The organism is Kribbella sp. VKM Ac-2571 (assembly GCF_004362255.1).
GTDB lineage: Bacteria > Actinomycetota > Actinomycetes > Propionibacteriales > Kribbellaceae > Kribbella > Kribbella pratensis.
This window is the reverse complement of record NZ_SNWS01000008.1, coordinates 250,874-276,749: the sequence shown is the minus strand read 5'-3', so window position 1 is coordinate 276,749 and position 25,876 is coordinate 250,874. Positions and strand designations below refer to the sequence as shown.

The following is a 25,876-nucleotide window of genomic DNA, read 5'->3' as shown; positions in this document are numbered from 1 at the left end:
GATAGGCCGTATGCAGACCGACGAACGCATCCGCCGTGCCCGGCCCGAGGACATCCCGGCGATCGTGGAACTGGTGTACGCGCTCGCGGAGTACGAACGTGCTCCCGAGGAGTGTCACCTGACCGCGGATCAGCTGCAGACCGCCCTCTTCGGCGAGACCCCCGCCGCGTTCTGCCACGTCGCCGAACACGAGGGCCAGGTAGCCGGCTGCGCGATCTGGTTCCTGAGCTTCTCCACCTGGCGCGGCGTCCACGGCATCTACCTCGAAGACCTCTTCGTCCGCCCTGAGACCCGCGGCACCGGCCTAGGCAAAGCCCTCCTCACCGCCCTCGCCCAGGAATGCGTCCGCAACAACTACGAACGCCTCGAATGGTCCGTCCTCAACTGGAACACCCCCGCCATCGACTTCTACAAGTCCCTAGGTGCCAAACCCCAAGACGAATGGACCACCTACCGCCTAACCGACGAACCCCTCAAAAACCTAGGCTCGTAACCTGCTTCACCGCACCAGCCGAACCGCACCCCGCGAGCCGACCGGCCAGGCTTTCGACGCGCCCCGGCGAACTCATGATCCGAAGCAGTTAGCCGTCGTTCGCAGACAGTTTCCGAGGGTGGAACTGCCGTGGGTCATCGTCCGCCTAACCGACGTACTCAAGAACCTGGGCTCGTAAGGAACTGCTCCCGCAACTCGACCAGCAAGCGCTCCTTGTCCGCAACGGTCCCATTGCCAGCCAGGCCGTTTCGATCGCGGCGTGGAACGGGTCCTCGTCGAAGGTGGGGGTGACCACCGTCTCGGTGTTCTCGAACGGGTCGCGCTCGTCGAACCACCCGTGCACCTGTATGCCAAGCTGAACGATCGTCCGCCGGACAACGCCAGACACACCGGTGCAGTGGGGCCGGAATGGTGGGGTTGGGGAGTCCTACCTACCCAGATCGGGCAGTAACTCTCCCCACCCGGAGACAGATCCAACCAATCGCAGGCCTTGGCGCACACCCAGGGTCGTTGCACAGGAAACTGCGTGAATGGGTGGGTGGTGATCAGCCCGATCCGGGGTCGTGGGACAGGCGGTGGTGAGACGGGACCTGCTATTGCCTGTCCCCAGGCACCAGTACCTGTCCCACTCCTAAGCGCGGCGGTTCTTGGCGGTGTACATGGCTTGGTCGGCCTCGTGGAGGAGGGCGTCCAGGTCTGTGGTGGTGGGGGTGATGGGGACGGTGCCTACGCTCGTGGTGACCTTGACGGCGATGTTGGGGAGGGGGCGGCTGACGGCGGTTTCGAGGCGGGTGATGAGGGTGGCGAGGTCGTCGGCGGTGATGTCTTCGGCCAGTACGGCGAACTCGTCGCCGCCCAACCGCGCAACGGTGTCGCCGTGGCGGACCGCCGTACTCAGCCGGGTCGCGATCTCGCGGAGTGCGCGGTCGCCGGCCTCGTGACCGTAGCCGTCGTTGACGAGTTTGAAGTGGTTGAGGTCGCAGAACAACAGTGCTCCGGGGCGGCCGGTGGCCCGGGTCTGCTCAAGGACCTTCGTGAAGCGGTGCTGCAGGAGCCGCCGGTTCGGCAGGCCGGTCAGCGGGTCGTGTGCGGCGTGGTGCCGGAGTTCGCGTTCGGCGTCCTTGCGGGCGGTCACGTCGTCGATCTGGACGAGCAGGATCCGCGGCCGCCCGGCGCCTTGCGTGACGAGTGACGCCGTACCGGCGAGCCAGATCGCGTTCCCGCTCGGCTGCGTGAACACCCGCTCGAACCGGTACGTACCGTTGCTAGCGGCAATCTCTTCCAGCTCGCTCCGGGTCTGATCCGGCTCCTCGTCGCGCAGGAACGTCACCAGCCGTGTCCCGAGCAGCTGATCCGGGGTGTAGCCGGTGATCCGGCAGAACGCGTCGTTCACCCGCAGGATCCGGCCCAGCTCCGGCCCGTCGAACGCGACCGTCGCCATCCCGTTCCCGGCGCCCTCGAAGACGAGCCGGAACGTCGCCTCGCTCGCCTCCAGCCGGGTCTTCTCGGCCAGCAGCCGATCGGTCAGCCGCGCCTTGTCGATCGCCAGCCCGGCCTGGGTCGCGAAGATCTCCAGCAGTTCCCGGTGGATCGGACCAGGCCGGCGCTGGTCCTCGGGCAGGTCGACCGAGAGCATCCCGACCAGGTCGCCGTCCGACGAGTACAGCGGCGCGAACAGCGCGTCCAGCGGATGCCAGGCGTCCGGTGCGTCGGACACCGGTACGTCGGGCACCCAGCCGGTCACCTCGCCCTCCGGCAGCCGCTCGTGCGGGACGAACCGGAGCTTGCCCCACGCGTCCGCGATCGCGAACTCGGCGTCGAACAGGTCTGACGCGCTCACCTTCCCCAACAGCGCGGCCCTGGCCTCCGGCGACCCGGCGACGGCGATCACCTCGAACTTCCCGTCCGGGTGCCGGATGTTCAGGACCGCGATGCCGAAACCGAGCCCGTTCACAACGCCGTCGACGACCGCCTGCAGCGTTTCGGCAAGGCTGCGCCCGGCCCCCATCCGCGCGCTCACCTCGTACAGGCGACGGACGGCAGACAGCCGCACCGATGGCTCGTTCTGCACTCGTTGAGGATAGGCCGATTTCACCGCGGGTGAGCACTCGTATCCACAGCTGACCCGGTTAAGCGTTTGCTGTCACACGAATCAGTACCTCAGCTCGGTCAGTCCGCGGTAGCTGCGCTCGGCCGAGTGCCAGGCGTCCGTGGGCTTGTCGTGCTCGACCAGGTACTGCTCCACGCCGCCTGACTCCGAGTGCGCGAACATCGCGCCGAAGTCGAGTTTCCCGGCCCCGACGTCCTCCCAGGACCCGTCCTCGGCCATGTCCTTGACGTGCAGCGCCGGAAACCGGCCCGGGTGCTCCTGGAACAGCTTCGCCGGATCGTGCCCGCCGTCGACCGCCCAGTACAGGTCCAGCTCGAACCCGAGCAGCTCCGGGTCCACGTCCAGCAGGATGTCGTACAGCACCTGCCCGTCGACCTCATCGAAGTCCCGGCCGTGGTTGTGGAACAGCAGCGTCAGCCCGGCGTCCCGCGCCGCCTTCCCGGCCTCGGTGAACGCGGCCGCGGCGGTCTTGAACCCCTCGATCGAGTGCAGCTCGGAAGGAATCGACGGTACGACGGCCCACTGCGCCCCGAGCGTCTGTACGTCGGCCAGCGCGCCCGCCCAGTCGTCGCTCATCCGCGCGTACCCGACATGCTCCAGCACGATCGACAGTCCGGCGTCGTCCGCGAACCCACGGATCTCCGCCGCGCTGTGGTCGAACCGCCCACTCACCCCCACCGTGCGGTACCCGATCCCGGCGAGCCGCTTCAGCGTCCCCGGATAGTCCTCGGCCAGCACATCTCGCATCGTGTAGAGGTGCATCCCGATTCCGTCGGCAGGGATTATCCGGTCAGTCATGCTGTGCCCATTTCTTGGCAGCTCCTTGTCAGAGGACGTGTTGCTGATACCTCGCCAGCGCCAGGTCGAAGACCTCCTGTCCCGGCGCGTCCCACAGTTGCTGGTTGAAGATCTCGACCTCGATCGGTCCGTCGTACCCGGCCGCGTCGCAGGCCTCGCGGAGCCGGCGCAGCTCGATCGAACCGTCGCCCATCATGCCGCGCCCGAGCAGCGTGTCCGCGGGCAGCGGGACCACCCAGTCGCTGACCTGGTACGACACGATCCGCTCGCCGGCCCGCTCGATCTGCCGGTACACGTCCGCGTCCCACCACAGGTGGTAGGCGTCCACGATCACACCGACCTGCGACGCCGGGAACTGCTCCGCCAGGTCGAGCGCGCCGCCCAGCGACGACACCACGCACCGGTCCGAGCAGAACATCGGGTGCAGCGCCTCGACGGCCAGCGTGATACCGCGTTCCTCGGCGTACGGCGCCAGCTCGGCGATCCCGTCGCGCACCATGCCGCGGGCCCCGTCGAGGTCACGTGATCCGGGCGGCAGTCCACCGCTGACGAGGATGAGCACCGACGTACCGACCGTCGCGGCCTCGTCGATCGCACGCCGGTTGTCCTCGATCTTCGCCTTCCGCTCGACAGCGTCGGTCGACGTGAAGAAGCCGCTGCGGCACAACGACGAGACCTTCAGGCCGGCGTCCGCGACCAGACGAGCGGCCTTGTCGACGCCGTACTCCTGGATCGGCTCGCGCCACAGCCCGATCCACTCCAGACCGGCCTTCGCGCTCGCCCCGACGACGTCCTCGAGCGGCCAGTACTTCGTGGTCGCCTGGTTGAGGCTGTATCGACTCATGTGTCGATCCCGCTCACGCGCAACAACTGGCGGAACCGGTCGACGGCCAGCTCGGGATTCGTCAGTACGCCGGCCTGGTCCCCGAGCCGGAACGTGTCCGCGAGATGCGGCAGCGATCGTCCCGTCTGCAGGCCACCGACCATCGTGAACCCGGGCTGGAACCCGTTCAGCCAGGCCAGGAAGGCGATGCCGGTCTTGTAGTAGTACGTAGGCGCGGAGAAGATCTGCCGGGCCAACGGCACCGTCGGCGCGAACACCTTCTCGTAGGTCTCCAGGTCACCGTCGTCCAGAGCCTTGAGAGCAGCTGCTGCTGCCGGAGCGATCGCGGCGAAGATCCCGAGCAGTGCGTCGCTGTGGCGTTCGCCGTCACCGCGGATCAGTTCGGGGTAGTTGAAGTCGTCGCCGGTGTAGAGCCGGACGCCCTCGGGCAGGCGGTTGCGCAGGGCAACTTCCTTTGAGGCGTCGAGGAGCGAGATCTTGATGCCGTCGACCTTTGACACGTTGTCGTTGATCAGCTCGACCACGGTGTCCGCGGCCGCGTCCACCGAGGCGCTGCCCCAGTAGCCTTCGAGCGCGGGGTCGAACATCGAGCCCAGCCAGTGCAGGATGACCGGTCGGGTCGACTGCGTGAGCAGGCGGTCGTACACCTTCCGGTAGTCGTCGGGGGACTCCGCTGCCGCACACAAGGCGCGGCTGGCCATCATGATCGGCTGCGCCTCGGCCGCCTCTGCCACCGCGAACTGTTCCTCGTAGGCAGAGATGACGGTCTCCAGCGAATGCTTGCCAGCGGCAAGTTGATCGGTTCCCGCGCCGACCGCGATCCGTCCCTCGGGCGCTTCTGCTGCCGAGCGGCGGATCAGTTCCTGCGTCGCCGCCCAGTCGAGGCCCATCCCGCGCTGGGCGGTGTCCATCGCCTCGGCGACCGACAACCCCAGCGACCAGAGGTGCTGCCGGAACTCCAGCGTGTGCTCCCAGTCGATCACGGCGGGCGCGCCCGGCGAGTTGTCGCCCAAGGGGTCGGCGACAACATGCGCGGCCGCGAACGCCAGCCGACTCGAAGCCGGGGAATAGGTGCCCTGGGCAACTGGCTCGCCGATCAGGCGATACGTCTCCAGCAGGCCACCCGCCGCGCCCCCCGAGTCAGCCGGGAGATTCAGCTCCAGGGCCATCAGTTGGTCCCGAGGTCGAGGGCGGGCACGTCGAGCTTGCGGCCTTCGTGCCAGGACTTGAGGCCGAGCTCGGCCAGCTGGACGCCCTTGGCGGCCTCGGCGAAGTCCCAGGTGAACGGGGTGCCGTCGACCACGTGCCGCAGGAACATCTCCCACTGGACCTTGAACCCGTTGTCCATCGGCTCGTTGTCCGGCACCGTCGCCCACTGGTCGCGGAACTTCTCGGTGACCGGGAGGTCCGGGTTCCACACCGGCTTCGGCGTCGCAGACCGGTGCTGGGCGCGGCAGTTCCGCAGGCCGGCGACCGCCGACCCCTCGGTCCCGTCGACATGGAACTCGACCAGCTCGTCGCGGAACACCCGCGTGGCCCAGGACGAGTTCAGCTGCGCGACGATCCCGCCCTCGAGCTCGAACACGCCGTACGCCGCATCGTCCGCGGTGGCGGTGTACTTGTCGCCGTTCTCGTCGACCCGGGTCGGGATGTGCGTCGCGCCCTGGCAGTACACCGACTTGACCTCGCCGAACAGCTGGTCGAGCACGTACCGCCAGTGGCAGAACATGTCGAGGATGATGCCGCCGCCCTCTTCGGACTTGTAGTTCCAGGACGGCCGCTGCGCCTCCTGCCAGTCGCCCTCGAAGACCCAGTAGCCGAACTCGCCGCGGACCGAGAGGATCCGGCCGAAGAACCCGCCGTCGATCAGCCGCTTCAGCTTCCGCAGGCCGGGCAGCGACAGCTTGTCCATCACCACGCCGTTCTTCAGGCCGGAGTCGAGGACCAGCTTGGCCAGGTCGACGGCCGCGTCCAGGCTCTCGGCGATCGGCTTCTCGCAGTAGATCGCCTTCCCGGCCTCGACCGCGGCCCGGACGCCCTTCTCGCGCAGCTGGGTGAGCTGCGAGTCGAAGTAGATCTCCACGTCCGGCGCGGCCAGCGCCTCGGCCAGGTCGGTGGTGTACCGCTCCAGGCCGTACTGTTCGGCGATCCGGCGCAGCTTCAGCTCGTTGCGGCCGACCAGGATCGGTTCGGGGATGATCATCGTGCCGTCGGCGGCGGGGATTCCGCCCTGCTGCCGGATCGCCACGATGGAGCGCTCGAGGTGCTGGCGCAGGCCCATCCGGCCGGTGACGCCGTTCATCACGATGCCGATGCGTCGCTCGTTCACAGTCTTACCTCTCGCGCTTGAGTGTCATAAACGTCGAGGCGGCCGCACATGCCGTGCCGGCCGAGCTCGGTGGGGGCGGGGAGTCGATGGAGCTCGGCGGACTGCAGGTGCGGCGCGGTGCCGGCCTCCAGCGCGTCCAGCGCGGCACCGGTCTCGTCCGCGAGTCGGCGGGCGCCCTCTTCCCAGCGCTTCCGCCAGTCCGCGAGCTGCGGCTGCACGATCTGGATCGCCGCCGCGAAGAAGTCGTCCAGCGCCGCAGGCCCTTCCGCCTCGTACCGTTCCCGCAGTACGGCGTACCCCTGCAGCGCGAGGTCCCGCCGGGCCATCGCGGACGCCGTACGATCCTCGCCTTCACCGGTCAGCGCGGTGGCTTGCAGGTACGTCTCGCGGTCGGTGAGGTGCTCGGGCGGTAACGTCAGGACGGCGTCGCCGGCCTCCGGGAGTCCGGAGTTGGACATCAGCGTGAGGATCTGCAGACCGCCGCCGTTGACCAGCCGGTGGATCGTGCCCGGGTCGAACCAGACCACGGTTCCTGCCTGCAGCGGGGTCTCGGTGTAACCCTTCGTGTTCAGAGTCTGTACGGCGCCGGTGCCGGCGACCACGTAATACCCCTCGGAGCAGGCCAGGTGCACATGCGGCGTACCGCCGACCAGGCCGTCGGGAGCCTCGATGTCGTACACCGTCAGCTTCGAGATGCCGATACCGCCCGGCAGCGCCACGGCCGGTCCGGGCTCGAACTCACACATGCGCGCCTCCCTTCGAGCCTTGGAAAGGGCTTTCCGCGGCTTGTGACCGTAACCATAGGTGGGCGAAAACCTCCCGTCAACCTGTAACGGAAAGCGATGTCCTCCACCCTGGTGGAACTGCTGTGAGGTTGGCTACGTCGTAGCCCTTCAACAAGACAAACGCCCTCCGGCCACGGTGCCGGACTCTTGCGGAGGTGGTCATGGCCGAAAGGATCAGTAGACGGCAGGCTCTGTTGCTCGGGGGTGGTGCGCTGGCCGGCGCGGCTACGCTCGGTTCGGTGGCCGCGGCCCAATCGGCATCAGCGGCTCGACCGGCGGATGCGGCGTCCAGAGCTGCGGCCGGGACCGGGTGGTTTCGGCTGCCGGTGGTGACGGCCAATATCGGCCGTAAGCACCTCGATGCCCGGGAGCCGGCGATTCGGGCGGTCCGCGGTGGCGATCCGGGATACCGGCCGTTCGTCGGCTGGCAGGAGATCGGTGAGGGGGACTCGGGTGAGGTGCCGATGATCACGCGACACTTCGGGAGCAAGTACCACAACGCATTCCTGCGCGACCCCAAGTCCTTCCGGGTGCCGATCTCGGTGCCGGCGCCGTGGAAGATCGTGAACTCGAAGCGGACCTTCGTCCACGGCGGTATCGCGAAGGTGACCCCGCCGCGCTTCATCAACGAGGTGGTCGTCGAGCACACCGCGCACCCGGGGCTGAAGTTCGTCCTGATCAACTCGCATTACATCGCCGGCGCCTACAACGGCAACAACAACCCGAACCTGCGTGACGAGTGGCAGCTGCACAAGAAGCTCCACCGCGAGCGCGTGATGGCCCACCACGACAACGGTCAGCTGGTGATCTGGACCGCGGACACCAACAACCCCGGCTACGACCGGGCGACCGGCCAGGACGCCGAGCACAAGGTGTATGCCCACGGCATCGACCGCATCAACTGGCTGCCCGGCGACGGCACGGTCCGCCTCGACCTGGTCGGGACAAAGACGATCCCGATGAGCGTCGACGGCCACGACGCCCGGCTGGCTGTGTTCCGGATCAAGCTGGCCTGAGGCGCACCGAGGCGACCGCCTGGGCCCACTCGGCTCGGCGCCGGCCACGATCGCCGGCGTCGGGCTCGGGCTCGAACGTCCGGAAGGACCGCTGACCGGCCCAGCCGGTCGTCTCCCCGAGTGTGGTCCAGGCCAGCTCGGCCACACCGAGAGCAGAGATCTCGGGTACGTCGGCAGCCTCGACGCGATGGCCGAGCAGATCCGCCTGCGTCTGCATGAGCAGGTCGGACACCGTCGCGCCGCCGTCCGCGCGGAGACTGCTGAGCGTGCCGGGGATGGTGTCCGTGATGTCGCAGATCTGGTGAGCGACCGCGTCAACCGCCGCCCGCGCGATGTGCGCCCGCGTGGTCGAGCTGCTCATCCCGGTCAGCGCCGCCCGCGCTACGCGATCCCAGTGCGGCGCCCCGAGCCCGGCGAAGGCCGGCACCAGTACGACGCCCTCGGCCGACGGGACTGTCACCGCGAGCGCCGTCAACGCGCCGACGTCCGGCAGGCCGAGGAGGTCGGCCGTCCAGGCGAGTGCGGCCCCGGACGACACGATGTTCCCTTCCAGCGCGTACCTCGGCCGATCGGTCAGCCAGGCGAGCGTGCACCCGCTCGGCACGAAACCGTCCACCGGCGTCATCACCGACGAGCCGGTCCCGTACGTCGCCTTCGCCATCCCTGCCTGCGTGCAGCCCTGCCCGTACATCGCGGCATGTGAGTCCGCCAGCACGGCCACGATCGGGATGCCGTCGGCCAGTCCCGGTACGTCTCTCGTGACTCCGAAGCCGGCGTTCGACGGCCGTACGTCGGGGAGCGCTGCCCGCGGCACGTTGAACGCTTCGAGGAGTTCCGTCGACCAGTCGAGCTCGCGTGTGTCGTAGAGCAAGGTCCGGGAGGCGTTGCCGGCCTCGGTCAGGTGCTCCTGGCAACCAGTCAGTCGATGGATCAACCAGGCGTCGACGGTGCCGACGTACGCGCCGGACCGCTCGAGGAGCCAGCGCATCTTGGGGGCGGAGAACATCGCGTCCACGCGCAGTCCGGTCCGGCGGCGGACCAGATCGTCAACTTCCGAGGGGAGTTGGGCGCACCACTCGGCGGTTCGGACGTCCTGCCAGCCGAGGACAGGTCCAACCGGCTCACCCGAGCGGTTCCAGCCCACGACGGATTCGCGCTGGGTCGAGAGTGCGACCGCGACGACCTCGGCCACGGAGGTGGTGGCGGAGGTCAGGCAGGTGGTGATCGCGGTGCAAACGCTCTGCCACAGGTCGGTCGCGTCTTGTTCGACCCAGCCGGGGCGCGGGGTGGACAGGCCGACCGGGGCGGAGGCGGTGGCGAGGACGTGGCCGGCGGCGGTGACCAGGGCGGCTTTGGAGTTCGTCGTGCCCTGGTCGACCGCGAGTACCGCCTGGACCATCGCCCCTCCAAGTTTCAACTGAGCTCTTGACGTGACTCTAGCCGCGTGGTGACACTCGTGGCGACAGGCTATGCACTACTGAATATCTATTCATCTCAAGCCGGAGGAGAGCGCGTGAGGCCGAGCAGACGCCGGGTGATCATCAACACCGATGCCAAGAACGAGGCGGACGACCAGTTCGCGATCGTGCACGGGCTGCTGTCGCCGACCTTCGACGTCCGCGGCCTGATCCCCGCGCACTTCGGCACCCGCCGGTCGGACCGCAGCATGGAGGAGTCCCGCGAGGAGCTCGACCTGCTGCTGGACCTGATGGACCTGACCGGCCAGGTCACGGTCGCGAACGGCGCCGCCACCGGCATCCCCGACGAGCAGACTCCGCTCGACTCGCCCGGCGCGCGGTTGATCATCGAGGAGTCCAAGCTGGCCTCCGAGGGTGACCCGCTGTTCGTGTCGTTCCTGGGCCCGCTCACCGACATGGCGTCGGCGATCCTGCTCGACCCGGAGCTCGTGCACCGGAACGTGATCGTGATCTGGATCGGCGGTCGCGGCTACAACGGCTACGCGGCCGACCACCGGATGGAGTTCAACCTGTCCAACGACATCCACGCCGCCAACGTGGTGTTCGGCTCCGGGATCACCGTCTGGCAGGTCCCGAGCGATGTCTACACGAAGGTCTCGGTCAGCTACGCCGAGCTCGAGGAGAAGATCGGCGACGCCGGTCCGCTGGGCAAGTACCTCATCGAGCAACTGATCGAGTGGAACGCGACGTACCACGGCGAGCCGATCGAGTCCCGCTCCCTCGGCGACTCGCCTGCCATCTCCCTGATGCTCTACCCGCACAGCGGCAACTTCCGGACCCGTCCGGCGCCGCGCTTCGGTGTCGACGGCTGGTACCTGCCCGGCACCGACAACCCCATCCAGGTCTGCGAGCAGGTCGACGTCCGCTTCCTGCTGGAGGACATGTTCGCCAAGATCCGCCGTTTTGCCCGCCAAAGGAGCACCTCATGAGCACGTTCAGCCGCCGTGGCTTCCTCGGTCTCACGTCCGCCGCCGCACTCGGCGCCGGTCTGTCCGCCTGCACGGGCGGTGGTACGTCGACCAGCAGTGGCGGCGCCACCGGCGCGGCCTCGAACGACCTGCGCGTCTTCACCTACGAGGGTGACGAGACCATCGGCCTGTTCAAGGCGCAGCTGAAGAAGTTCGACCAGCAGGCCGGTACGACGACCACCGTCGAGAGCCTGCCCGGATCGGGTGCCGCGGTCTACCCGGACAAGCTCCGGACCCAGTTGCTCGGCGGCAAGGGACCGGACATCTGGCGGATCTGGGGCGGTCAGATCGGCAGTCCGTTCGCGAAGGCGAAGCAGGTGCTCGACCTGGCGCCGTACTACCAGAAGTACGGGTGGGACAGCTCGATTAACAAGCAGGCGATCGAGGGCATGACCTTCGAAGGCATGAAGGCCGGCCTGCCGTTGCTGTCGCTCGGTCTCGGGGCCTGGTACAACAAGTCGCTGTTCGCCAAGGCCGGCGTGAGCGCGCCACCGAAGAGCTATGCCGAGCTGGAGGAGGTCAACGACAAGCTGGTCGCCGTCGGCGTCACGCCGTGTGGCCTGGGCGGAAAGTACGGCTGGGACATCATGCGGCTGTTCGAGTACCTGCTCGAGCACACCGCCGGCCCGGAGCTGCACGACAAGCTGCTGACCGGTGACGAGAGCTGGGACCGGCCGGAGGTGGTCGAGGCGTTCACGCTCTTCAAGAAGTGGCAGGACAAGAAGTGGCTGCCGCAGGGTGCGCTGGGCCTGGACCCGTCCGATGTCGAACCGTGGTACGTGCAGGGCAAGACGGCGTACACCATCGTCGGCCCCTGGACGGAGGCCGCCGCCATCCTGTCCGCGAAGAAGAGCCCGTCGGGCTTCGGCAACTTCGAGCTGCCGACCGACAAGTCACCCGCCCGGCACTCCGGGTTCGTCGAGGGCTACATGATCAACGCCCAGGCGAGCAACCCGGACAAGGCGGCCGAACTGCTGGACTTCCTGGCCAAGCCGGAGACCCAGAAGGCCTTGCAGATCACCGCCTCGACCGTCAAGGGCGCCGAGCCGGACCCGAAGTCGCTGCCGCTGTCGGCCGAGTGGGCGCAGAAGTACGGGAGCAACCCGTTCTACACGATTCAGGACCAGGCGTTCCCGAAGAAGCAGGCCGACCAGTACTTCAGCGTGCAGAGTGATCTGCTGCAGGGGTCGGTCAAGCCGGACGCGGCGGCGAAGAAGATGCAGGAGATCGTCTCTGCCTGGGCGAAGAGCTGAGCATGGCAACGACTGTCGCGCTCTCCAAACCCCAACGTGGCGGCCGCTGGTCCCCGTGGTTGTTCGCCCTGCCCGCGCTCATCGTGTACGTCGGGTTCCTGGTGTACCCGGCGGTGTCGTCGCTGTGGTTCAGCCTGACCAACTGGGACGGACTGAGCGCGACGTACAAGTTCGTCGGCCTGGACAACTACCTGAAGATGCCCAGTGACCCGGTCGTCGTGACCGCGGTGAAGAACAACCTGATCTGGACCGTGGTCACGATCGCCGTACCGACCGTCATCGGTCTGCTGCTGGCGATCGCGCTGAACGGGAAGGTGCACGGCAAGCCGATCCTGCGGCTGATCTTCTACACCCCGGCCGTCCTGCCGCTCGTGTCCATCGCGAGCATCTGGGGCTGGTTGTACAACCCGCAGTACGGCGCGATCAACTCGTTCCTCAGGTTGCTCGGGCTCGACGGACTCGCCCAGCCCTGGCTCGGGCAGGACTCGACCGCCTTGTGGGCCGTGATGGTCCCGGCGATCTGGTTGCGCACCGGCTTCCCGATGTTGCTCTATTTGGCCGCGTTGCAGGGCATTCCGAACGAGCTCTACGAGGCGGCGACCGTCGACGGGGCGACGAAATGGCAGCAGTTCTGGCACGTGACGATGCCGAGCCTGCGGCCGGCGCACTACATCGTGCTGGCGCTGTCTTTGATCGACTCGTTCAAGGTCTTCGACATGATCTATGCGATGACGTACGGCGGCCCGGGTACGTCGACGCAGGTGATGGGAACGTGGATGTACTTCAACGTCTTCCAGTACTACCAGGCCGGCTACGGCACCGCGATCGCTGTCGTGATCACCCTGGTGGCCGTCGCTGTCGGCATCCCGTACGTACGCTCCCAGACGAGGGAGGCCTCATGACTGTACTAATGCCACGCCTCCGGCGCGGCGGGTCATGGGGCTGTGACTCCCGGTCTTCCCTCGTCGCTTCGGTCGCTTCGCTCCCTGCGCTCCTCAGTCCAGACCGGGAGGCCCCATGACCGTGACTGCTCCGGTTCGGGTCGACGTGCCGATCGAGTCCGTCGAGCCCGCGAAGGCGCCGAGGACGAGGCGTGGTCTGGTGATGACGCTGGTTCTCATCGTTGTCGCGCTGTTCTGGATCTCGCCGCTGGCGCTGCTGGTGATCACCGCGGTACGTCCGCTGTCGGACTTCATCGGGAACGGGCCGCTCTCCTGGCCCGCGGACTTCACCTGGAAGAACTTCTCGGACGCGTGGGGGATCGGCAACTTCGCCACGACGTACAAGAACAGCGCGATCCTGGCCCTGATCAAGGTGCCGCTCGGGGTGCTGGTGTCGGCGATGCTCGGGTTCGCGCTGGCCAAGCTGCGGATGAAGTTCCGCCGGACGGTGATGTTCACGGTGTTCCTCGGGCTGACCATCCCGATCTACATCACGATCGTCCCGGTCTTCATCATGATGCGCTCGGCCGGTGCGACCGACAGCATCTTCGGGCTGATCGGGCCGTACCTGGCCTTCGGCATCCCGTTCGAGGTGCTGGTGCTGCAGTCGTTCTTCCGGCAGCTCCCGGACGAGATCATCGAGGCCGCCCGGGTGGACGGCGCCGGTGACTGGCGGGTGTTCTTCACGATGATCCTGCCGCTGTCGGTCCCGGCCCTGGTGACCGTGGCGATCCTGGACGCGGTCGCGACCTGGAACGAGTTCCTGTTCGCGCTGATCCTGCTGAACTCGGACGCGCACAAGACCATCCCGGTCGGGCTGCTGAACTTCCAGGGCCAGTTCGCCAACAACAACACCGGCCTCGCGGCAGGCATTCTGATCGCCGTGGTGCCGATCCTCATTGCTTACACCTTGCTTCAGCGTTGGATCGTCGGCGGACTCACCGCCGGTTCTCTCAAGGGTTAGGACACAAGATATGACTGACATGCCGGTCTTCGGCGCAGGGATCTGGCACTTCGCGACGTACAAGGACCGCTATGCCACCGACGGGTACGGCGAACCCGTCGGACTGCTCGAGCAGATCGACCGCGCCGGTGCGGTCGGCGACCTGTCCGTCGTCGACCTGAACTGGCCGTTCGCCGGGTACGACGGGACGCTCGACGAGGTGAAGGCCGCGCTGCAGCGGAACAACCTGAAGGCGATCGCGATCACGCCGGAGATCTACACCCGAGACTTCGTCAAGGGCTCGCTGACCAACCCGGACCCCGGCGTCCGCAAGCAGGCGCTGGAGCTGTTGCACCAGGCAACCGAACTCGCCAAGGACCTGGGCTGTTCGTACGTGAAGCTGTGGCCGGGTCAGGACGGCTGGGACTACCCGTTCCAGGTGAACTACCACGACATCTGGAACCTGGCGCTGGACGGGCTCAAGGAACTGGTGAGCGCGCATCCGGACATCAACTTCGTGATCGAGTACAAGCCGCGCGAGCCGCGGGTGAAGATCATCTTCCCGAACGTCGCCCGGACGCTGCTCGGCATCGAGAAGATCGGCCTGCCCAACCTGGGCATCCTGCTCGACTTCGGCCACTCGCTCTACGGCCAGGAGACACCGGCCGACGCGGCGCAGCTTGCGATCGACTACGGGCGGTTGTTCGCGATCGACGTCAACGACAACCTGCGCGGCTGGGACGACGACATGGTCGTGGGCTCGGTGCACTTGGTCGAGACATTCGAGTTCTTCCACACGCTACGCAAGAACAACTGGGAGGGCGTCTGGCAGCTCGACCAGTTCCCGTTCCGCGAGGACAGCGTCCAGGCCGCGAAGCAGGCGATCACGTTCCTCAAGGCGATCCACCACGCGCTCGACGTACTGGACGACGATGCCCTCGCCGCCGCGCAGGCCTCGCACGACGCGCTCGCCGCGCAGAAGCTGGTCCAGAAGGTGCTGCTGAGTTCGATGGCGGAGATCGTATGAGTCTGACAGTCGAGCACACGACGATGCCGGTGCTCGGCCGGCTGCCGGTCCACAGCAGTCGCGCCGAGCAGATCGCGCACATCGCCGAGGCCGCCAAGCAGATCCGGATCCAGGACCTCAAGCTGGTCCACCACGCCGGCGCCGGGCACATCGGCGGTGACTTCTCCGCGATCGACATCCTGGCCACGCTGTACGGCGCTGTGCTCGACATCTCGCCCGCGACGGTGAACGACCCCGAGCGGGACCGCTTCATCCTGAGCAAGGGGCATGTCGCGGGAGCGCTCTACACGACGCTGGCCGCGTTCGGGTTCCTGCCGGTCGAGGACCTCGCGACGTTCCTCAAGCCGCTGTCCGCGCTGAACGGGCACCCGAACCGGAACAAGGTCGCCGGCGTCGAGGCCAACACCGGTCCACTCGGGCACGGCCTGCCGGTCGCGGTCGGTCATGCCCTGTCGGCGAAGCTCGACGTCTCGTTGCGCCGTACCTATGTGCTGGTCGGTGACGGTGAGCTGCAGGAGGGCTCGAACTGGGAGGCGATGATGGCAGCCTCGCAGTACCAGCTGGACCGGCTGACAGTGATCGTCGACCGGAACCGGCTGCAGCAGGGCGCGACCACCAAGGAGACCAACGACCTCGACCCGTTGCCGGAGAAGGCGGCCGCGTTCGGGTTCGCGGTGGTCGAGGTGAACGGTCACGACCACGGCGAGCTGCTCGACGTGCTGTCCGCCGTACCGTTCCGGCCGGGCAAGCCGACGTTCGTGATCGCCCACACGCACAAGGGCCATCCGATCTCGTTCATGAGCAACAACGTCGCCTGGCACCACCGCGTACCCGATGCCGCTGAGTACCAGCAGGCCCTGAAGGAGCTGCAATGACCGTCCTCGAGACCCGCTCGATCGCGGACCAGCCGCGGTACGACTGCCGGGACGCGTACGTCGAGACGCTCGCCGAGCTGGCCGAGGCCGATCACCGGATCGTTGGTGTGGTCAACGACTCGGTCGGGTCGAGCAAGCTGAACAGCTTCCGCAAGGCGTTCCCGGACCGGCTGATCAACGTCGGCATCGCCGAGCAGGACATGGTCGGCGTCGCGTCCGGGCTGGCCAACGGCGGCCGGATCCCGTTCGTCTCGGCGGCGTCCTGCTTCCTCACCGCCCGCGCGCTCGAGCAGATCAAGGCCGACGTCGCGTACTCGAACACCAACGTGAAGCTCTGCGGCATGAGCCCCGGCGTCGCGTACGGCGAACTCGGCCCGACGCACCACTCGATCGAGGACATCGCCTGGCTGCGCGCGATCGCCAACATGACGATCATCGTTCCGGCCGACCCGATCGAGACGGCGGCGGCGTTGCGCTGGGCGGCGGCCTCGGACGGGCCGGTGTTCATCCGGGTCAGCCGGATGAGCGTGCCGAAGGTCTACGCCGAGGACTACGAGTTCGAGCTGGGCAAGGCGATCACGGTTCGCGACGGGAGCGATGTGACGCTGATCAGCAACGGGACCGTGCTGTGGCGGGCGCTGGCCGCCGCCGAACGGCTCGCGGAGGAAGGGATCTCGGCCCGGGTGCTGTCGATGCCGACGGTCAAGCCGCTGGACACCGACGCCGTGGTCGCGGCCGCGCGGGAGACGGCCGGCATCGTGACCGCGGAGGAAGCGGTGTCCGGCGGCGGTCTCGGCGGTGCCGTTGCCGAGACCGTCGTACAGCATCATCCGGCGCGGGTGTCGATCCTCGGGTTCCCCGAGTTCGCGCCCACGGGGTCGGCCGGCTATCTGCTGGACCGCTACGGCTTGTCCCCCGAGGGCATCGCGGATGCCGCCCGCAACCTGGTCACGACAGGTAAGTGACGAGATCCGCGATCGAGATCATCGCGAGACCATGAGCGTCGGCGAACGCGCGCAGGTCCGCGCCTGCCATCAGCGTGCCGTCGTCGTTCATGAGTTCGCCGATCACGCCGACCGGTGGCAGCCCGGCGAGCCGGACGAGTTCGACGGTGGCCTCGGTGTGACCGGGCCGCTGCCGGACTCCGCCGGCGACCGCGCGCAACGGCAGGATGTGGCCGGGCCGGATCAGGTCCGCGGGCTGCGCCGAGGGATCGGCCAGCACACGGACGGTCCGCGCCCGGTCGGCGGCGGAGATGCCGGTCCCGACACCGGTCGCCGCATCCACCGACACGGTGTACGCCGTACGCAGGCTGTCCTGGTTGTTCGGCACCATCAGCGGCAGCTCGAGCCGGTCCAGGATCTCCGGCGCCGCGGGCGCGCAGACGTATCCGCTGGTGTGACGGACGAGCAGGGCCATCAGCTCGGGCGTCGCGAGGCTCGCGGCGAAGGTCAGGTCGCCTTCGTTCTCGCGGTCCTCGTCGTCGACGACCACGACCGGCCGCCCGGCGGCGAGCTCGGCGACAACGTGTTCGATGGTGTCCAGGCTGGTCACGGTGTTCACGATCGTTGTCCTCTCGGGCAGTGCACTCAGAGCACTCCGGGGCAACGACAAGCTCCACGACCCAGGTCAGGGGACGTGCAGCTGCCACGTGCGTCTTCCCATCCGGACTTTCACCGTCGGTCCCGGAGTTCCACCAGGTCAACCGCTCCTTCTCACGAAGTCACGGGTCGCGGACTGTCACCGCCGGCTCGGAATTTCACCGACCCCAGAGCACGTGTGTTATTCCCATCAGCTTAACGGCAACGAGCATCCCTGGAGTGTCATGTCCATCTCATCCGTCTGGCGGGAGATCGAACTCACACTGTCCGCTGCCGAGGAGTGGGTGGAGTTCGCCCACGACAGTGGTCTCGTCCTCCGGCGCCCGGTTTTCTGGGACGGGGCGGACGTGCACCGCGTCCGTTTCGCGCCACCGCAGGCGGGTCGCTGGCGTTGGACCCACGGCGCGGAGGGCGCCGGCGAGAGCGGTGAGTTGGAGGTGCGTACGGCGGACAGCGACGAGGCGAACCCGTTCTACCGGCACGGGTTCTGGCGGATGTCGCCCGGTGGGCGCAGCCTGGTGCACGCGGATGGCACGCCTGCTCTGCTCGTCGCGGACACCGCGTGGGCGTTGCCGTGGCGGGCGACCCCCGACCAGGTCCGCGAGTACGCCGCCGACCGCCAGGCGAAGGGGTTCAACGCGGTCCTGCTGATGACCGTCCAACCGGACATGCGCGCCGTCGGGCCGCGCGACCGGACCCAGGACGAGGGGTTCGCGGTCGGCTTCGAGGATCTCGCCGACGCTCACCTGAACCAGATGAACGTCGAGTACTTCCAGTACCTCGACGTACTGCTCGACATCTTGGTCGAGCACGGCCTGGTCCCGGTCCTGCAGCCCGTGTTCCAGGGCTTCGGCTGGAAGGGCCTCGACGTCGCGGGCACCGTCGTACCGCCATCCGAGTACGCCGCCTATTGCCGCTATCTCGTCGCGCGGTACGGCGCTCGGCCGGCCGTCTACCTGGTCGGCGGGGACGGCTCCGGTCACGAACCGCAGACTGCCGCCGGAGGAGCTGAAGTGCACGCCGTCGACTGCTACGCGCAGCCGACCGGTATCCACTACCGGCCGCACATCCGCGCGAATGCTCACCAGGACGCGGACTGGCTGGACTTCCAGTGGTGTCAGACCGGGCACACCGGCGAGCACGTGGCGGAGCGGGTCGCGGACATGTGGCGCAACGAGCCGGTGAAGGCAGTCGCGAACGGCGAGCCGACGTACGAGCACACCGGCCGGACGGGTATGGCCGAGGGCTGGTGGCAGGGGCACGAGGCGTGGAGCAACCTGTGCGCGGGCGGCACGATGGGCGTCGTCTACGGTGCGGGCAGCCTGTGGCAGTGGCGACTGCACGCGGAGGAGCCGGGCCACGCCGAGTTCTTCCTCGCACCCGGCGCGGGCTGGCGCGAGGCGATCGACTTCGAAGGATCGACGTACGTCGGACTGCTCGGAAAGATCCTGGACGGGTTGCCGACCACCGACATGGCGCCGGACTGGACCCGGACGATCCCGGGGCGGGCGCTGAGTACGGCGGAGGGCGGCCTGATCGTGTACCACGAGAACGGTGGACCGGTGATGGTGTTCGACGACACCGTCCCGCTGAGTTACACGATCGTCGATCCCCGTGACGGCTCCGTCGTCGCGACCGGCAAACGCGACACCCCGGGAAGTCCACTGCCTGACGCCGGTGGCGCACCGCGGGTCTACATCTGCCTATAGTCCAGGTTGATCGTCTCGAAGGGAGCGCCGTGAACAGCAACCGTGGTGTGCGCCAGCCGGGGCTGGACGAGCTGCGGCTGCTCGCGAAGGTGGCGCGGATGTACCACGAGAAGGGCATCCGGCAGCCGCAGATCGCCGCCGAGCTGAACCTGTCCCAGGCACGCGTTTCCCGGATGCTGAAACAGGCCGTCGAGGTCGGCATCGTGCACACCGTGGTGACCATGCCGAGCGGCGTGCACAGCGACCTCGAGGACGAGCTACAGGGCCGGTACGGGTTGCGCGACGCGGTCGTCGTCGACACCCTCGGCGTGGGGGACGACGTACTGCCCGCGCTCGGCTCAGGCGCCGCGGCGTACCTGGACATGACGCTGACCGGCGGGCATGTGGTCGGGATCTCGTCCTGGAGCGAGACGCTGATCAGCGCGGTCGACCGGATGCCGCGCAAGAGCGTCCCGGTGGTGGACAAGGTGGTGCAGATCGTCGGCGGGCTGGGCGACGCCGCGGTGCAGATGCAGGCCACCCGGCTGACCGCGCGGTTCGCCGAGCTGACCGGTGGGATGCCGGTCTACCTGCCCGCTCCCGGGCTGGTCGGGACCCCCGCCGTACGTCGGGCGATGATGAACGATGTGTCCGTCCGGGACGTTCTGGGCACCTGGGGACAGCTCACCGACGCCCTGGTCGGAATCGGCAGCCTCGAGCCCTCGCCGCTGCTGCAGCGCAGTGGGAACGCGGTCGCGGAGGCCGACCAGGACGAGTTGCGCAGGCTCGGCGCCGTCGGGGACGTGTGTTTCCGGTTCTTCGACGAAGAGGGAAAGCTCGTGCGCTCGACGTTCGACCAGCGGGTCATCGGGGTGACCGCGAAGGAGTTGCTCGCGGTGCCGCGCCGGATCGGGGTGGCCGGCGGCGACCGGAAGTACTCCGCCATCCGCGCCGCCCTGCTCGGAGGCTGGGTCAACATCCTGATCACCGACCTCGCGATGGCCCATCGCCTGCTAGGGGGTGTCTGATGGTCCCACGCCTACTGCGCGGCACTCGGCACGGCACCTCGCCGCACTGGAGCAAAGGCGACGATGAAACCACATCGACGCCTTCGCTCCAGCACGCCGAGCCACCGCACCGAGCACCTGCTCGCTACGGCGTGGAACCATCAGACACCCCCTGATGGAGCCTGACGAGCAGCGGGAGGTCTACGCCACCATCGACCTGGCCTTGCGGGTCGGTGAGGTGCTGCTGTCCAGCGGCGCCGGTACGGCGGACGCGACGGCGACGATCCTCGGTGTCACCGCGGCCGGCGGACTGCGCGGCTGCGAGGTCGACATCACGTTCACCTCGATGGCGGTCTCGTACCAGGCCGCGCCGGACGTCGCGCCCGAGACGCACATCCGGCTGGTCCGCTACCGGTCCCAGGACTTCTCCCGGCTGACCGACGTCGACCGGCTGGTACGACGGTTCGCCCGCGGCGACGTGACCCGCGAGGAGGCGTCGCGCGAACTCGCCCGGTTGACCTCGGCCGGTCCGCCGTACCCGCGCTGGAGTGCGGTGCTCGCCTGGGGCGTGATGGCCGGCGGCGCGACACTGCTGCTCGGCGGCGGCTGGCTGATCACGTTGCTGGCGGTGCTGACCGCGATCGTGATCGACCTGAACAACCGGTGGTTCAACCGGCAGCGACTCCCCGCGTTCTACCAACAGGTCGCCGGAGCGTTCGTGGCGACCGCGGTCGCGTTGGTCCTGTACGCCGTGCACGCGCCGGTGAAACCGTCCCTGGTCGTTGCCGCCGGCATCATCATGCTGCTGGCCGGGATCGCCCTCACCGGTGCCGTGCAGGACGCGATCACCGGCTACTACGTGACCGCCGCGGCCCGGAGTCTGGAGGCGATGCTGCTCACCGGCGGGATCATCGCCGGTGTCTCACTCGGTCTCGCGCTGGGGCTGAAGTTGGGGCTGCACGTCGGGATCGAACCCCAGACGATCCAGCTGGCGAACCTCCCGATCATGGTGATTTCCGGCTCGGTGATGGCGGTCGCGTTCGCGTACGCGTCGTACGCACCCCTCCGCGCGTTGCTGCCGGTCGCCGTGATGGGCGCACTGGCCTCGCTGATCTTCACCTTGATGACGAGGGCATCTTTCGGGCCGGCCTGGTCCACTGCGGCGGCTGCCTTCGTCGTCGGTCTGGGCGGCTACTCCAGCGGCCGGCGGACCGGCGTACCGCCGCTGGTCGTGGTCGTCGCCGGCTCGATCCCGCTACTGCCGGGGCTGACGATCTACAAGGGCCTCTACGAGTTGATGGCTGTCGGGCAGCTGATCGGCATCGTCAGCCTCACGACCGCGGTCGCGATCGGCGTCGCACTCGCCGCGGGCCTGATCCTCGGCGAGTACGTCGCGCAACCCATCCGCCGCGAGGCGCGCCGTCTCGAGGACCGCCTGGCCGGTCCTCGCCTCGTCGGGCCCCGACGCCCGGTCCGCCGCCGTACCTCGTCCCGCCGCCGGCGCCGCGCGGCCTAGCTGGCCGGCCCGGTGGCGAAGTACGTCTTGCAGGTCGGGCCGTCGTAGTCCGAGGCGAGTTCGAGGACTGTGCTGCCGTCTGGGGAGACGACCATTGGGGAGCTGTAGTTCGGGCAGTAGTTGTTGTACGGATTGTCGACGGCGACCGGTGCGGCCAGCTCGGACCAGTAGCCGCTCGTTCCGGTGGTGTTGGCGAGGATGGTGCGGCCGTTGCCTTCGGCCACGGAGCCGTCGGCGTTCTGGAGGACCTGGCCGATCAGCAGCAGCTTGCCGTTCGGTGCCAGAGCGATCGTCGGAGCGTGCGTGAAGTACCTGCCGTCGGCGGTCTGCGCCCGGACACCGGGCCTGGCGGGCGATCCCCAGTTCCAGCCGTCACGGGACTGGCGGGTGTAGACGGCGCAGTCGTACTGGCCGCCCACGCCGCAGACCTCGTACGACATCACGTACGTCCCGCTCGGTAGCCGCCGTACGACGGACATGCCAGGTCGGTGCGCCACCGTCGGGCTCGACACGGTGGGCCGCGCATCCCTCCAAGTGATGCCGTCGGTACTCCTGACCTCCATGAGCTTCTGGCTGTGCGCCGGATCGGTCTCGTCGGAGTAGTGGCAGACGAGCTGGCCGTCGGCAGCGACCGCGAACTCGGGCTCCCACAGGCCGCGGTCGTTCGGCGCGGTCGCGCAACTGGACAGGTACGACCAGGTCCGGCCGACGTCGTTGCTCCTCCAGATCCGCAGCGACATCGGCCGCGCGTCCGCGCCGACCGAGGCGGCCCAGAGCAACGTGCCGGCCGGCAGCGCGCCGATGCGCCGTGGGAGCTCGAAGAGCGTCGCGCAGCACAGGCCCTTGCCGTTGGACGCCTGCGGGTCCGCGACCGTGCCCACCTGGGCGAAGCTCGTGCCGCCGGTGGTGCTCTCGTAGATGGCGCCGAGTCCGGTGTTGCCGTTGAACGTCACCACGCTTGCGAGGATCCGGCCGTTCGCCGTACCGCTGTGTTCGAGCCGGATCGCGCGTGGATAGAGACCGACACTGTCCCGCAGCAACTGCCCGGTCGCGGCCTGCGCCGGTGCCGGCACCAGGACACCGGCGATGATCAGGAGAACCAGGAACAACCGTTTCATCGGATTTCCTCCAGCGCGACGTCGTCCAGTTGCAGCCAGACATCCTGCCCGTGGCCGAAGAAACCGCCGTACAGCTGGATCAACGACTCTCCGCCGGCGTCGAACTCGACGGAGACCTTCGTGTACTGCGGATGCGCGCCACCGGACTGCTGCGCGATCGTGCGTCCGCGGAGCGTGCGGACGCCGAGCATCGTTTCGCTGTTGTTCTCCGCCGTCCGGATCCAGGCGGACAAGCGGTAGCGGTGATTGGGGCGTACGGCAACGGTCTGCTGGATCTGGTGGGTGCCGATCGAGTCGCGGACGAACGCGTTGTTGGTGCCGGTGTGGCCGAGGTTCGTGCGGTCGATGCCACCGGTGCCGCTCAGTTGCCACGGTGCGGACGGCATACCGCTGGTCTGGCTCTCGAAGCCTGGATCCGTGACCAGGTTGGTGACCCGGCCGTCGTCGGTGAGCTTGGTGCGCATCAGGAAAACGTTGTACGGATCCCACTGGGACATCGTGAAGTACAGGTCCGGTCCTGACGACCAGGGGTGCATGAAGGATCCGTAGAGGCCGGGGTATTCCGAGCCTTTGACAACGACCTCTTCGCCGCTCCACGGGCCGGTGAGGTCCTTCGCCGACCGCAGCACGATCGCGGCGCGGTGCTCGTCGAGATACATCATCAGCCATTTGCCGGTGTACGCGTTCCACTGCACCGACACCTCGCCGATCGGGCCGGCCGCGATCGGTACGGCGGCCGACTCCTGCGGTGACCATGTCCGGCCGTCCCAGTACCGCCAGGCCCTCTTCTGGAGTACCTGCTGCTCGGGAACCCTCGCGAGATGGGCGTTGCCGAAGCGGCCGTTCGGCGTACCGATCATGTAGACGTAGCCCTTGTCCTTGACCAGGGCTGTCATCTGGAAGTTGTCGTCCCAGGACTTGGTGTTCAGCCAGCGGGCGCCGGCGTCCTTGGTCCAGTTCTCGCCGTTGTCGTCGGAGTACGCGAAGCCGGAGTAGTTCGTGAACCAGCTGCCGGCCGGACCCCAGTAGTTGACCGACATGTACTGCACGTACTGGCGCTTCCCGACCGAGATCCCCGCGGTCGGGATCACCGTGTGCTCGTCGCGGTCGATCCTCTTGCAGGGCAGGAACTCCTTGGCGTGACCTGGCCGGTCCTCGGCCGCGGAGTCGAGCGTCATCCCGTCGGCAAGGTTGCGGTCCTTGCTGCGGAAAAGCAGGTTGCACCGCCAGTCGATCGTCGCCTGGTCACCGGCGCCGCCGCCCGGCCCGGTCCAGCCGCTGCCGTAGCTGTCGCCGAACGCGGTCAGGATCTCGCCGGATCCGTTGTCCCAACCGATGCCGAGATCGGTCGCCTTCAGGGCGAAGCGCGCCTCGGTGTCGTTGATCGACTCCGGACCGGTGAGCTTGGCGATCCGCTCGACCGGCGACGGCACGGCCGTTGCTTGGGCGGGCGCGGACTGGTCGGCAGGCACCACGGCCGCTCCGATCAGGGCAGGCAGGACGAGCAACCATCGTTTCCGCATCAGGGGCTCCTCGGGCGGTTGCAGAGAGCTGGGATCGAGAAATCGATTGCCCGACCGTAACCGCGGGTCGCGGCGACGGTCAATGGGTCGCGACCTCTGCGCGGGCCGCGGCCCGCCTGTCCCCCTGGTCGCGGCGCGTGCGTTAGAGTTACTGACTGGAAACATCGGCTGATCGCCGACGAGGAGGATCGACGTGGCACTGGGTAGGACGTCCCCACGGGACCTGCCGTTGTTCGCGGATCTGTCCGGACGCGACATCCGGGACATCTTCCGGGCCGGCGAGGAGGTCTCGGTACCGGCCGGCTGGTCGCTGATCCTGGAGCAGACGCCTCCGGACGCGGCGTACCTGATCCTCAGCGGTACGGCGGCGGTCCGCGAGAAGGGCCAGGAGATCGCCGAGCTCGGCCCGGGCGACATCGCCGGCGAGGTCGCGGTCCGGAAGAACACGTTGCGAACGGCAACCGTCACGGCGAAGTCGCGGCTGCAGCTGCTGCACTTCACCCGGGAGAAGTTCGACGACCTCACCCGCCGGCTGCCGGCGTTCCGGGACGCCATCGACGCCACCATCGCCGAGCGCCGCGGTGGCCACTGACCCTGGGGCGCCGGATCTGGCCGGGTTGACGCGGGAGTTCGAGCAGACCCTGCTGGGCGGGGAGCGGAAGTTCACCCGGATCCAGGTGTCCGAGCGGGCCGGGATCTCGATCCAGCGCGCCGAGCGGATGTGGCACGCGCTCGGGTTCGCGACCGTGCCGGACGACGAGGTGGCCTTCACCGACGACGACGTCGAGGCGTTGCGGCTGGTCGCGGCGCTCGAGGACGACGGGTTCATCGAGCCCGAGATGGAGTCGTCACTGGCCCGGAAACTCGGCCAGACGCAGTCGCGGCTGGCGTCGTGGCAGTCGGCGATGTTCCTGGAGTTCCTCGGCGGGTCCAAGCTGTCCGCGGACGAGGCGATCGAGGTCGCGGGTCAGTTGCTGCCGGCCATGGAGCGGCTGCAGACCTACGTCTGGCGCCGGCACCTCGCCGCGGCGGCCGGGCGGGCGGTGGCGGGGTCTGACGAACTGGCGCGTGGGGTGCGGGCGGTCGGGTTCGCGGACATCGTCAGCTACACGCGCCTGACGCGGCGGTTGACCGAGGCCGAGCTCGGGGAGCTGATCGAGCGCTTCGAGGGCATGGCCGCCGACGTGGTCGCGCTGAACGGCGGCCGGGTGATCAAGTCGATCGGCGACGAGGTGCTGTTCGTGGCCGACACCGCCGCGCAGGGGGCTGCGGTCGCACTCGCCTTGCAGGACGCGGTGAACGCCGACGAGGACCTTCCCGAGCTGCGGATCGGGCTGGCGTACGGCACGATCCTGATCCGGCTCGGCGACGTGTACGGCGAGGTGGTCAACCTGGCCGCCCGTCTCACCACGGAATGCAAACCCGGCCGGGTCCTCGCCGACCGCGAACTCGCCACAGCCCTCGACGGCCACGCGTCGTACGCCGTCCACCGCCTCCGCCGCGTCGCCGTCCGCGGCTACCGCCACCTCGTCCCGTACGCGATCCAACGGGCAGAATGACCGC

At 68.2% G+C, this 25,876-nt stretch carries 24 protein-coding genes and 1 riboswitch; of the genes, 14 read left to right on the top strand and 10 right to left on the bottom strand.

Annotated elements, in window-relative coordinates:
- The first annotated feature begins 10 nt into the window (after positions 1-10).
- Complete coding sequence (locus EV651_RS19795; RefSeq protein ID WP_133786667.1) at positions 11-493, top strand: GNAT family N-acetyltransferase; 483 nt, start codon at positions 11-13, stop codon at positions 491-493.
- A gap of 631 nt (positions 494-1,124) precedes the next feature.
- Here the strand turns inward: EV651_RS19795 and EV651_RS19790 are convergent.
- The 6 genes from EV651_RS19790 to EV651_RS19765 all read right to left on the bottom strand — a co-directional run bounded on the left by EV651_RS19790 (position 1,125) and on the right by EV651_RS19765 (position 7,320).
- Positions 1,125-2,564, bottom strand: a complete 1,440-nt coding sequence (locus EV651_RS19790; RefSeq protein ID WP_133786666.1) for a diguanylate cyclase domain-containing protein — start codon at positions 2,562-2,564, stop codon at positions 1,125-1,127.
- A gap of 81 nt (positions 2,565-2,645) precedes the next feature.
- Complete coding sequence (locus EV651_RS19785; protein ID WP_133786665.1) at positions 2,646-3,401, bottom strand: sugar phosphate isomerase/epimerase; 756 nt, start codon at positions 3,399-3,401, stop codon at positions 2,646-2,648.
- 28 nt (positions 3,402-3,429) lie between these two features.
- Positions 3,430-4,245: a sugar phosphate isomerase/epimerase gene (locus EV651_RS19780; RefSeq protein ID WP_133786664.1), complete on the bottom strand. Its 816-nt coding sequence runs from the start codon at positions 4,243-4,245 to the stop codon at positions 3,430-3,432.
- Positions 4,242-5,414 carry a dihydrodipicolinate synthase family protein gene (locus tag EV651_RS19775; RefSeq protein WP_133786663.1) on the bottom strand — a complete coding sequence of 391 codons (1,173 nt, stop codon included), beginning with the start codon at positions 5,412-5,414 and terminating at the stop codon, positions 4,242-4,244. The genes EV651_RS19780 and EV651_RS19775 overlap by 4 nt, the downstream gene beginning before the upstream one ends.
- A complete protein-coding gene (locus tag EV651_RS19770) occupies positions 5,414-6,574 on the bottom strand; it encodes a Gfo/Idh/MocA family protein (protein WP_133786662.1) in 1,161 nt (386 codons plus the stop codon). The genes EV651_RS19775 and EV651_RS19770 overlap by 1 nt, the downstream gene beginning before the upstream one ends.
- A complete protein-coding gene (locus EV651_RS19765; RefSeq protein WP_133786661.1) occupies positions 6,571-7,320 on the bottom strand; it encodes a cupin domain-containing protein in 750 nt (249 codons plus the stop codon). The genes EV651_RS19770 and EV651_RS19765 overlap by 4 nt, the downstream gene beginning before the upstream one ends.
- A 200-nt stretch (positions 7,321-7,520) precedes the next feature.
- On the opposite strand from EV651_RS19765, the gene EV651_RS19760 reads away from it, so the two are divergent.
- Positions 7,521-8,375, top strand: a complete 855-nt coding sequence (locus tag EV651_RS19760) for a hypothetical protein (RefSeq protein ID WP_133786660.1) — start codon at positions 7,521-7,523, stop codon at positions 8,373-8,375.
- Here the strand turns inward: EV651_RS19760 and EV651_RS19755 are convergent.
- Entirely contained in the window at positions 8,362-9,774 is a 1,413-nt protein-coding gene (locus tag EV651_RS19755; protein WP_133786659.1) for an FGGY family carbohydrate kinase, read from the bottom strand. The genes EV651_RS19760 and EV651_RS19755 overlap by 14 nt on opposite strands.
- Before the next feature lie 114 nt (positions 9,775-9,888).
- Here EV651_RS19755 and EV651_RS19750 point away from each other — a divergent pair, with 114 nt between their 5' ends.
- The 7 genes from EV651_RS19750 (at position 9,889) to EV651_RS19720 (ending at position 16,825) form a co-directional block, all read left to right on the top strand.
- Positions 9,889-10,782: a nucleoside hydrolase gene (locus tag EV651_RS19750; RefSeq protein ID WP_133786658.1), complete on the top strand. Its 894-nt coding sequence runs from the start codon at positions 9,889-9,891 to the stop codon at positions 10,780-10,782.
- Entirely contained in the window at positions 10,779-12,074 is a 1,296-nt protein-coding gene (locus tag EV651_RS19745) for an ABC transporter substrate-binding protein (RefSeq protein ID WP_133786657.1), read from the top strand. The genes EV651_RS19750 and EV651_RS19745 overlap by 4 nt, the downstream gene beginning before the upstream one ends.
- Before the next feature lie 2 nt (positions 12,075-12,076).
- Entirely contained in the window at positions 12,077-12,976 is a 900-nt protein-coding gene (locus EV651_RS19740; RefSeq protein ID WP_133786656.1) for a carbohydrate ABC transporter permease, read from the top strand.
- Positions 12,977-13,091: 115 nt separating this feature from the next.
- A complete protein-coding gene (locus EV651_RS19735) occupies positions 13,092-13,979 on the top strand; it encodes a carbohydrate ABC transporter permease (RefSeq protein ID WP_133786655.1) in 888 nt (295 codons plus the stop codon).
- Between the two features lie 10 nt (positions 13,980-13,989).
- Entirely contained in the window at positions 13,990-14,985 is a 996-nt protein-coding gene (locus EV651_RS19730; protein ID WP_133786654.1) for a sugar phosphate isomerase/epimerase, read from the top strand.
- Positions 14,982-15,860, top strand: a complete 879-nt coding sequence (locus EV651_RS19725; RefSeq protein WP_133786653.1) for a transketolase — start codon at positions 14,982-14,984, stop codon at positions 15,858-15,860. The genes EV651_RS19730 and EV651_RS19725 overlap by 4 nt, the downstream gene beginning before the upstream one ends.
- Positions 15,857-16,825: a transketolase family protein gene (locus EV651_RS19720; protein ID WP_133786652.1), complete on the top strand. Its 969-nt coding sequence runs from the start codon at positions 15,857-15,859 to the stop codon at positions 16,823-16,825. Before EV651_RS19725 ends, EV651_RS19720 begins: the two co-directional genes overlap by 4 nt.
- Here the strand turns inward: EV651_RS19720 and ribB are convergent.
- Positions 16,809-17,423 (bottom strand): 3,4-dihydroxy-2-butanone-4-phosphate synthase, encoded by a 615-nt coding sequence (gene ribB / locus EV651_RS19715; protein ID WP_133786651.1) that lies wholly within the window; start codon positions 17,421-17,423, stop codon positions 16,809-16,811. The two genes, EV651_RS19720 and ribB, sit on opposite strands and share 17 nt — an antisense overlap.
- Before the next feature lie 84 nt (positions 17,424-17,507).
- Positions 17,508-17,641: riboswitch (FMN riboswitch) on the bottom strand.
- Positions 17,642-17,685: 44 nt separating this feature from the next.
- On the opposite strand from ribB, the gene EV651_RS19710 reads away from it, so the two are divergent.
- The 3 genes from EV651_RS19710 (at position 17,686) to EV651_RS19700 (ending at position 21,672) form a co-directional block, all read left to right on the top strand.
- Positions 17,686-19,170: a DUF4038 domain-containing protein gene (locus EV651_RS19710; protein WP_133786650.1), complete on the top strand. Its 1,485-nt coding sequence runs from the start codon at positions 17,686-17,688 to the stop codon at positions 19,168-19,170.
- Positions 19,171-19,199: 29 nt separating this feature from the next.
- Positions 19,200-20,177 (top strand): sugar-binding transcriptional regulator, encoded by a 978-nt coding sequence (locus tag EV651_RS19705; protein ID WP_202870404.1) that lies wholly within the window; start codon positions 19,200-19,202, stop codon positions 20,175-20,177.
- A gap of 154 nt (positions 20,178-20,331) precedes the next feature.
- Positions 20,332-21,672, top strand: a complete 1,341-nt coding sequence (locus EV651_RS19700) for a threonine/serine exporter ThrE family protein (RefSeq protein WP_133786649.1) — start codon at positions 20,332-20,334, stop codon at positions 21,670-21,672.
- On the opposite strand, the gene EV651_RS19695 is transcribed toward EV651_RS19700, so the two are convergent.
- Both EV651_RS19695 and EV651_RS19690 read right to left on the bottom strand, forming a co-directional pair.
- Positions 21,669-22,790, bottom strand: a complete 1,122-nt coding sequence (locus tag EV651_RS19695; protein ID WP_133786648.1) for a sialidase family protein — start codon at positions 22,788-22,790, stop codon at positions 21,669-21,671. The two genes, EV651_RS19700 and EV651_RS19695, sit on opposite strands and share 4 nt — an antisense overlap.
- Positions 22,787-24,313, bottom strand: coding sequence for a DUF4185 domain-containing protein (locus tag EV651_RS19690; protein ID WP_133786647.1), 1,527 nt, complete (start codon positions 24,311-24,313; stop codon positions 22,787-22,789). Before EV651_RS19690 ends, EV651_RS19695 begins: the two co-directional genes overlap by 4 nt.
- A gap of 193 nt (positions 24,314-24,506) precedes the next feature.
- On the opposite strand from EV651_RS19690, the gene EV651_RS19685 reads away from it, so the two are divergent.
- Complete coding sequence (locus EV651_RS19685) at positions 24,507-24,905, top strand: cyclic nucleotide-binding domain-containing protein (protein WP_130386825.1); 399 nt, start codon at positions 24,507-24,509, stop codon at positions 24,903-24,905.
- Complete coding sequence (locus EV651_RS19680) at positions 24,895-25,872, top strand: adenylate/guanylate cyclase domain-containing protein (protein ID WP_133786646.1); 978 nt, start codon at positions 24,895-24,897, stop codon at positions 25,870-25,872. The genes EV651_RS19685 and EV651_RS19680 overlap by 11 nt, the downstream gene beginning before the upstream one ends.
- Positions 25,873-25,876: the final 4 nt, after the last annotated feature.

Excerpts from the sequence above, each read along its gene's own strand:
- EV651_RS19795 (WP_133786667.1), top strand. The coding sequence starts at position 11 with ATGCAGACCGACGAACGCATCCGCCGTGCCCGGCCCGAGGACATCCCG.
- EV651_RS19785 (WP_133786665.1), bottom strand. The coding sequence starts at position 3,401 with ATGACTGACCGGATAATCCCTGCCGACGGAATCGGGATGCACCTCTAC.
- EV651_RS19780 (WP_133786664.1), bottom strand. The coding sequence starts at position 4,245 with ATGAGTCGATACAGCCTCAACCAGGCGACCACGAAGTACTGGCCGCTC.
- EV651_RS19775 (WP_133786663.1), bottom strand. The coding sequence starts at position 5,414 with ATGGCCCTGGAGCTGAATCTCCCGGCTGACTCGGGGGGCGCGGCGGGT.
- EV651_RS19765 (WP_133786661.1), bottom strand. The coding sequence starts at position 7,320 with ATGTGTGAGTTCGAGCCCGGACCGGCCGTGGCGCTGCCGGGCGGTATC.
- EV651_RS19760 (WP_133786660.1), top strand. The coding sequence starts at position 7,521 with ATGGCCGAAAGGATCAGTAGACGGCAGGCTCTGTTGCTCGGGGGTGGT.
- EV651_RS19755 (WP_133786659.1), bottom strand. The coding sequence starts at position 9,774 with ATGGTCCAGGCGGTACTCGCGGTCGACCAGGGCACGACGAACTCCAAA.
- EV651_RS19745 (WP_133786657.1), top strand. The coding sequence starts at position 10,779 with ATGAGCACGTTCAGCCGCCGTGGCTTCCTCGGTCTCACGTCCGCCGCC.
- EV651_RS19740 (WP_133786656.1), top strand. The coding sequence starts at position 12,077 with ATGGCAACGACTGTCGCGCTCTCCAAACCCCAACGTGGCGGCCGCTGG.
- EV651_RS19735 (WP_133786655.1), top strand. The coding sequence starts at position 13,092 with ATGACCGTGACTGCTCCGGTTCGGGTCGACGTGCCGATCGAGTCCGTC.
- EV651_RS19730 (WP_133786654.1), top strand. The coding sequence starts at position 13,990 with ATGACTGACATGCCGGTCTTCGGCGCAGGGATCTGGCACTTCGCGACG.
- EV651_RS19725 (WP_133786653.1), top strand. The coding sequence starts at position 14,982 with ATGAGTCTGACAGTCGAGCACACGACGATGCCGGTGCTCGGCCGGCTG.
- EV651_RS19720 (WP_133786652.1), top strand. The coding sequence starts at position 15,857 with ATGACCGTCCTCGAGACCCGCTCGATCGCGGACCAGCCGCGGTACGAC.
- EV651_RS19710 (WP_133786650.1), top strand. The coding sequence starts at position 17,686 with ATGTCCATCTCATCCGTCTGGCGGGAGATCGAACTCACACTGTCCGCT.
- EV651_RS19700 (WP_133786649.1), top strand. The coding sequence starts at position 20,332 with ATGGAGCCTGACGAGCAGCGGGAGGTCTACGCCACCATCGACCTGGCC.
- EV651_RS19695 (WP_133786648.1), bottom strand. The coding sequence starts at position 22,790 with ATGAAACGGTTGTTCCTGGTTCTCCTGATCATCGCCGGTGTCCTGGTG.
- EV651_RS19690 (WP_133786647.1), bottom strand. The coding sequence starts at position 24,313 with ATGCGGAAACGATGGTTGCTCGTCCTGCCTGCCCTGATCGGAGCGGCC.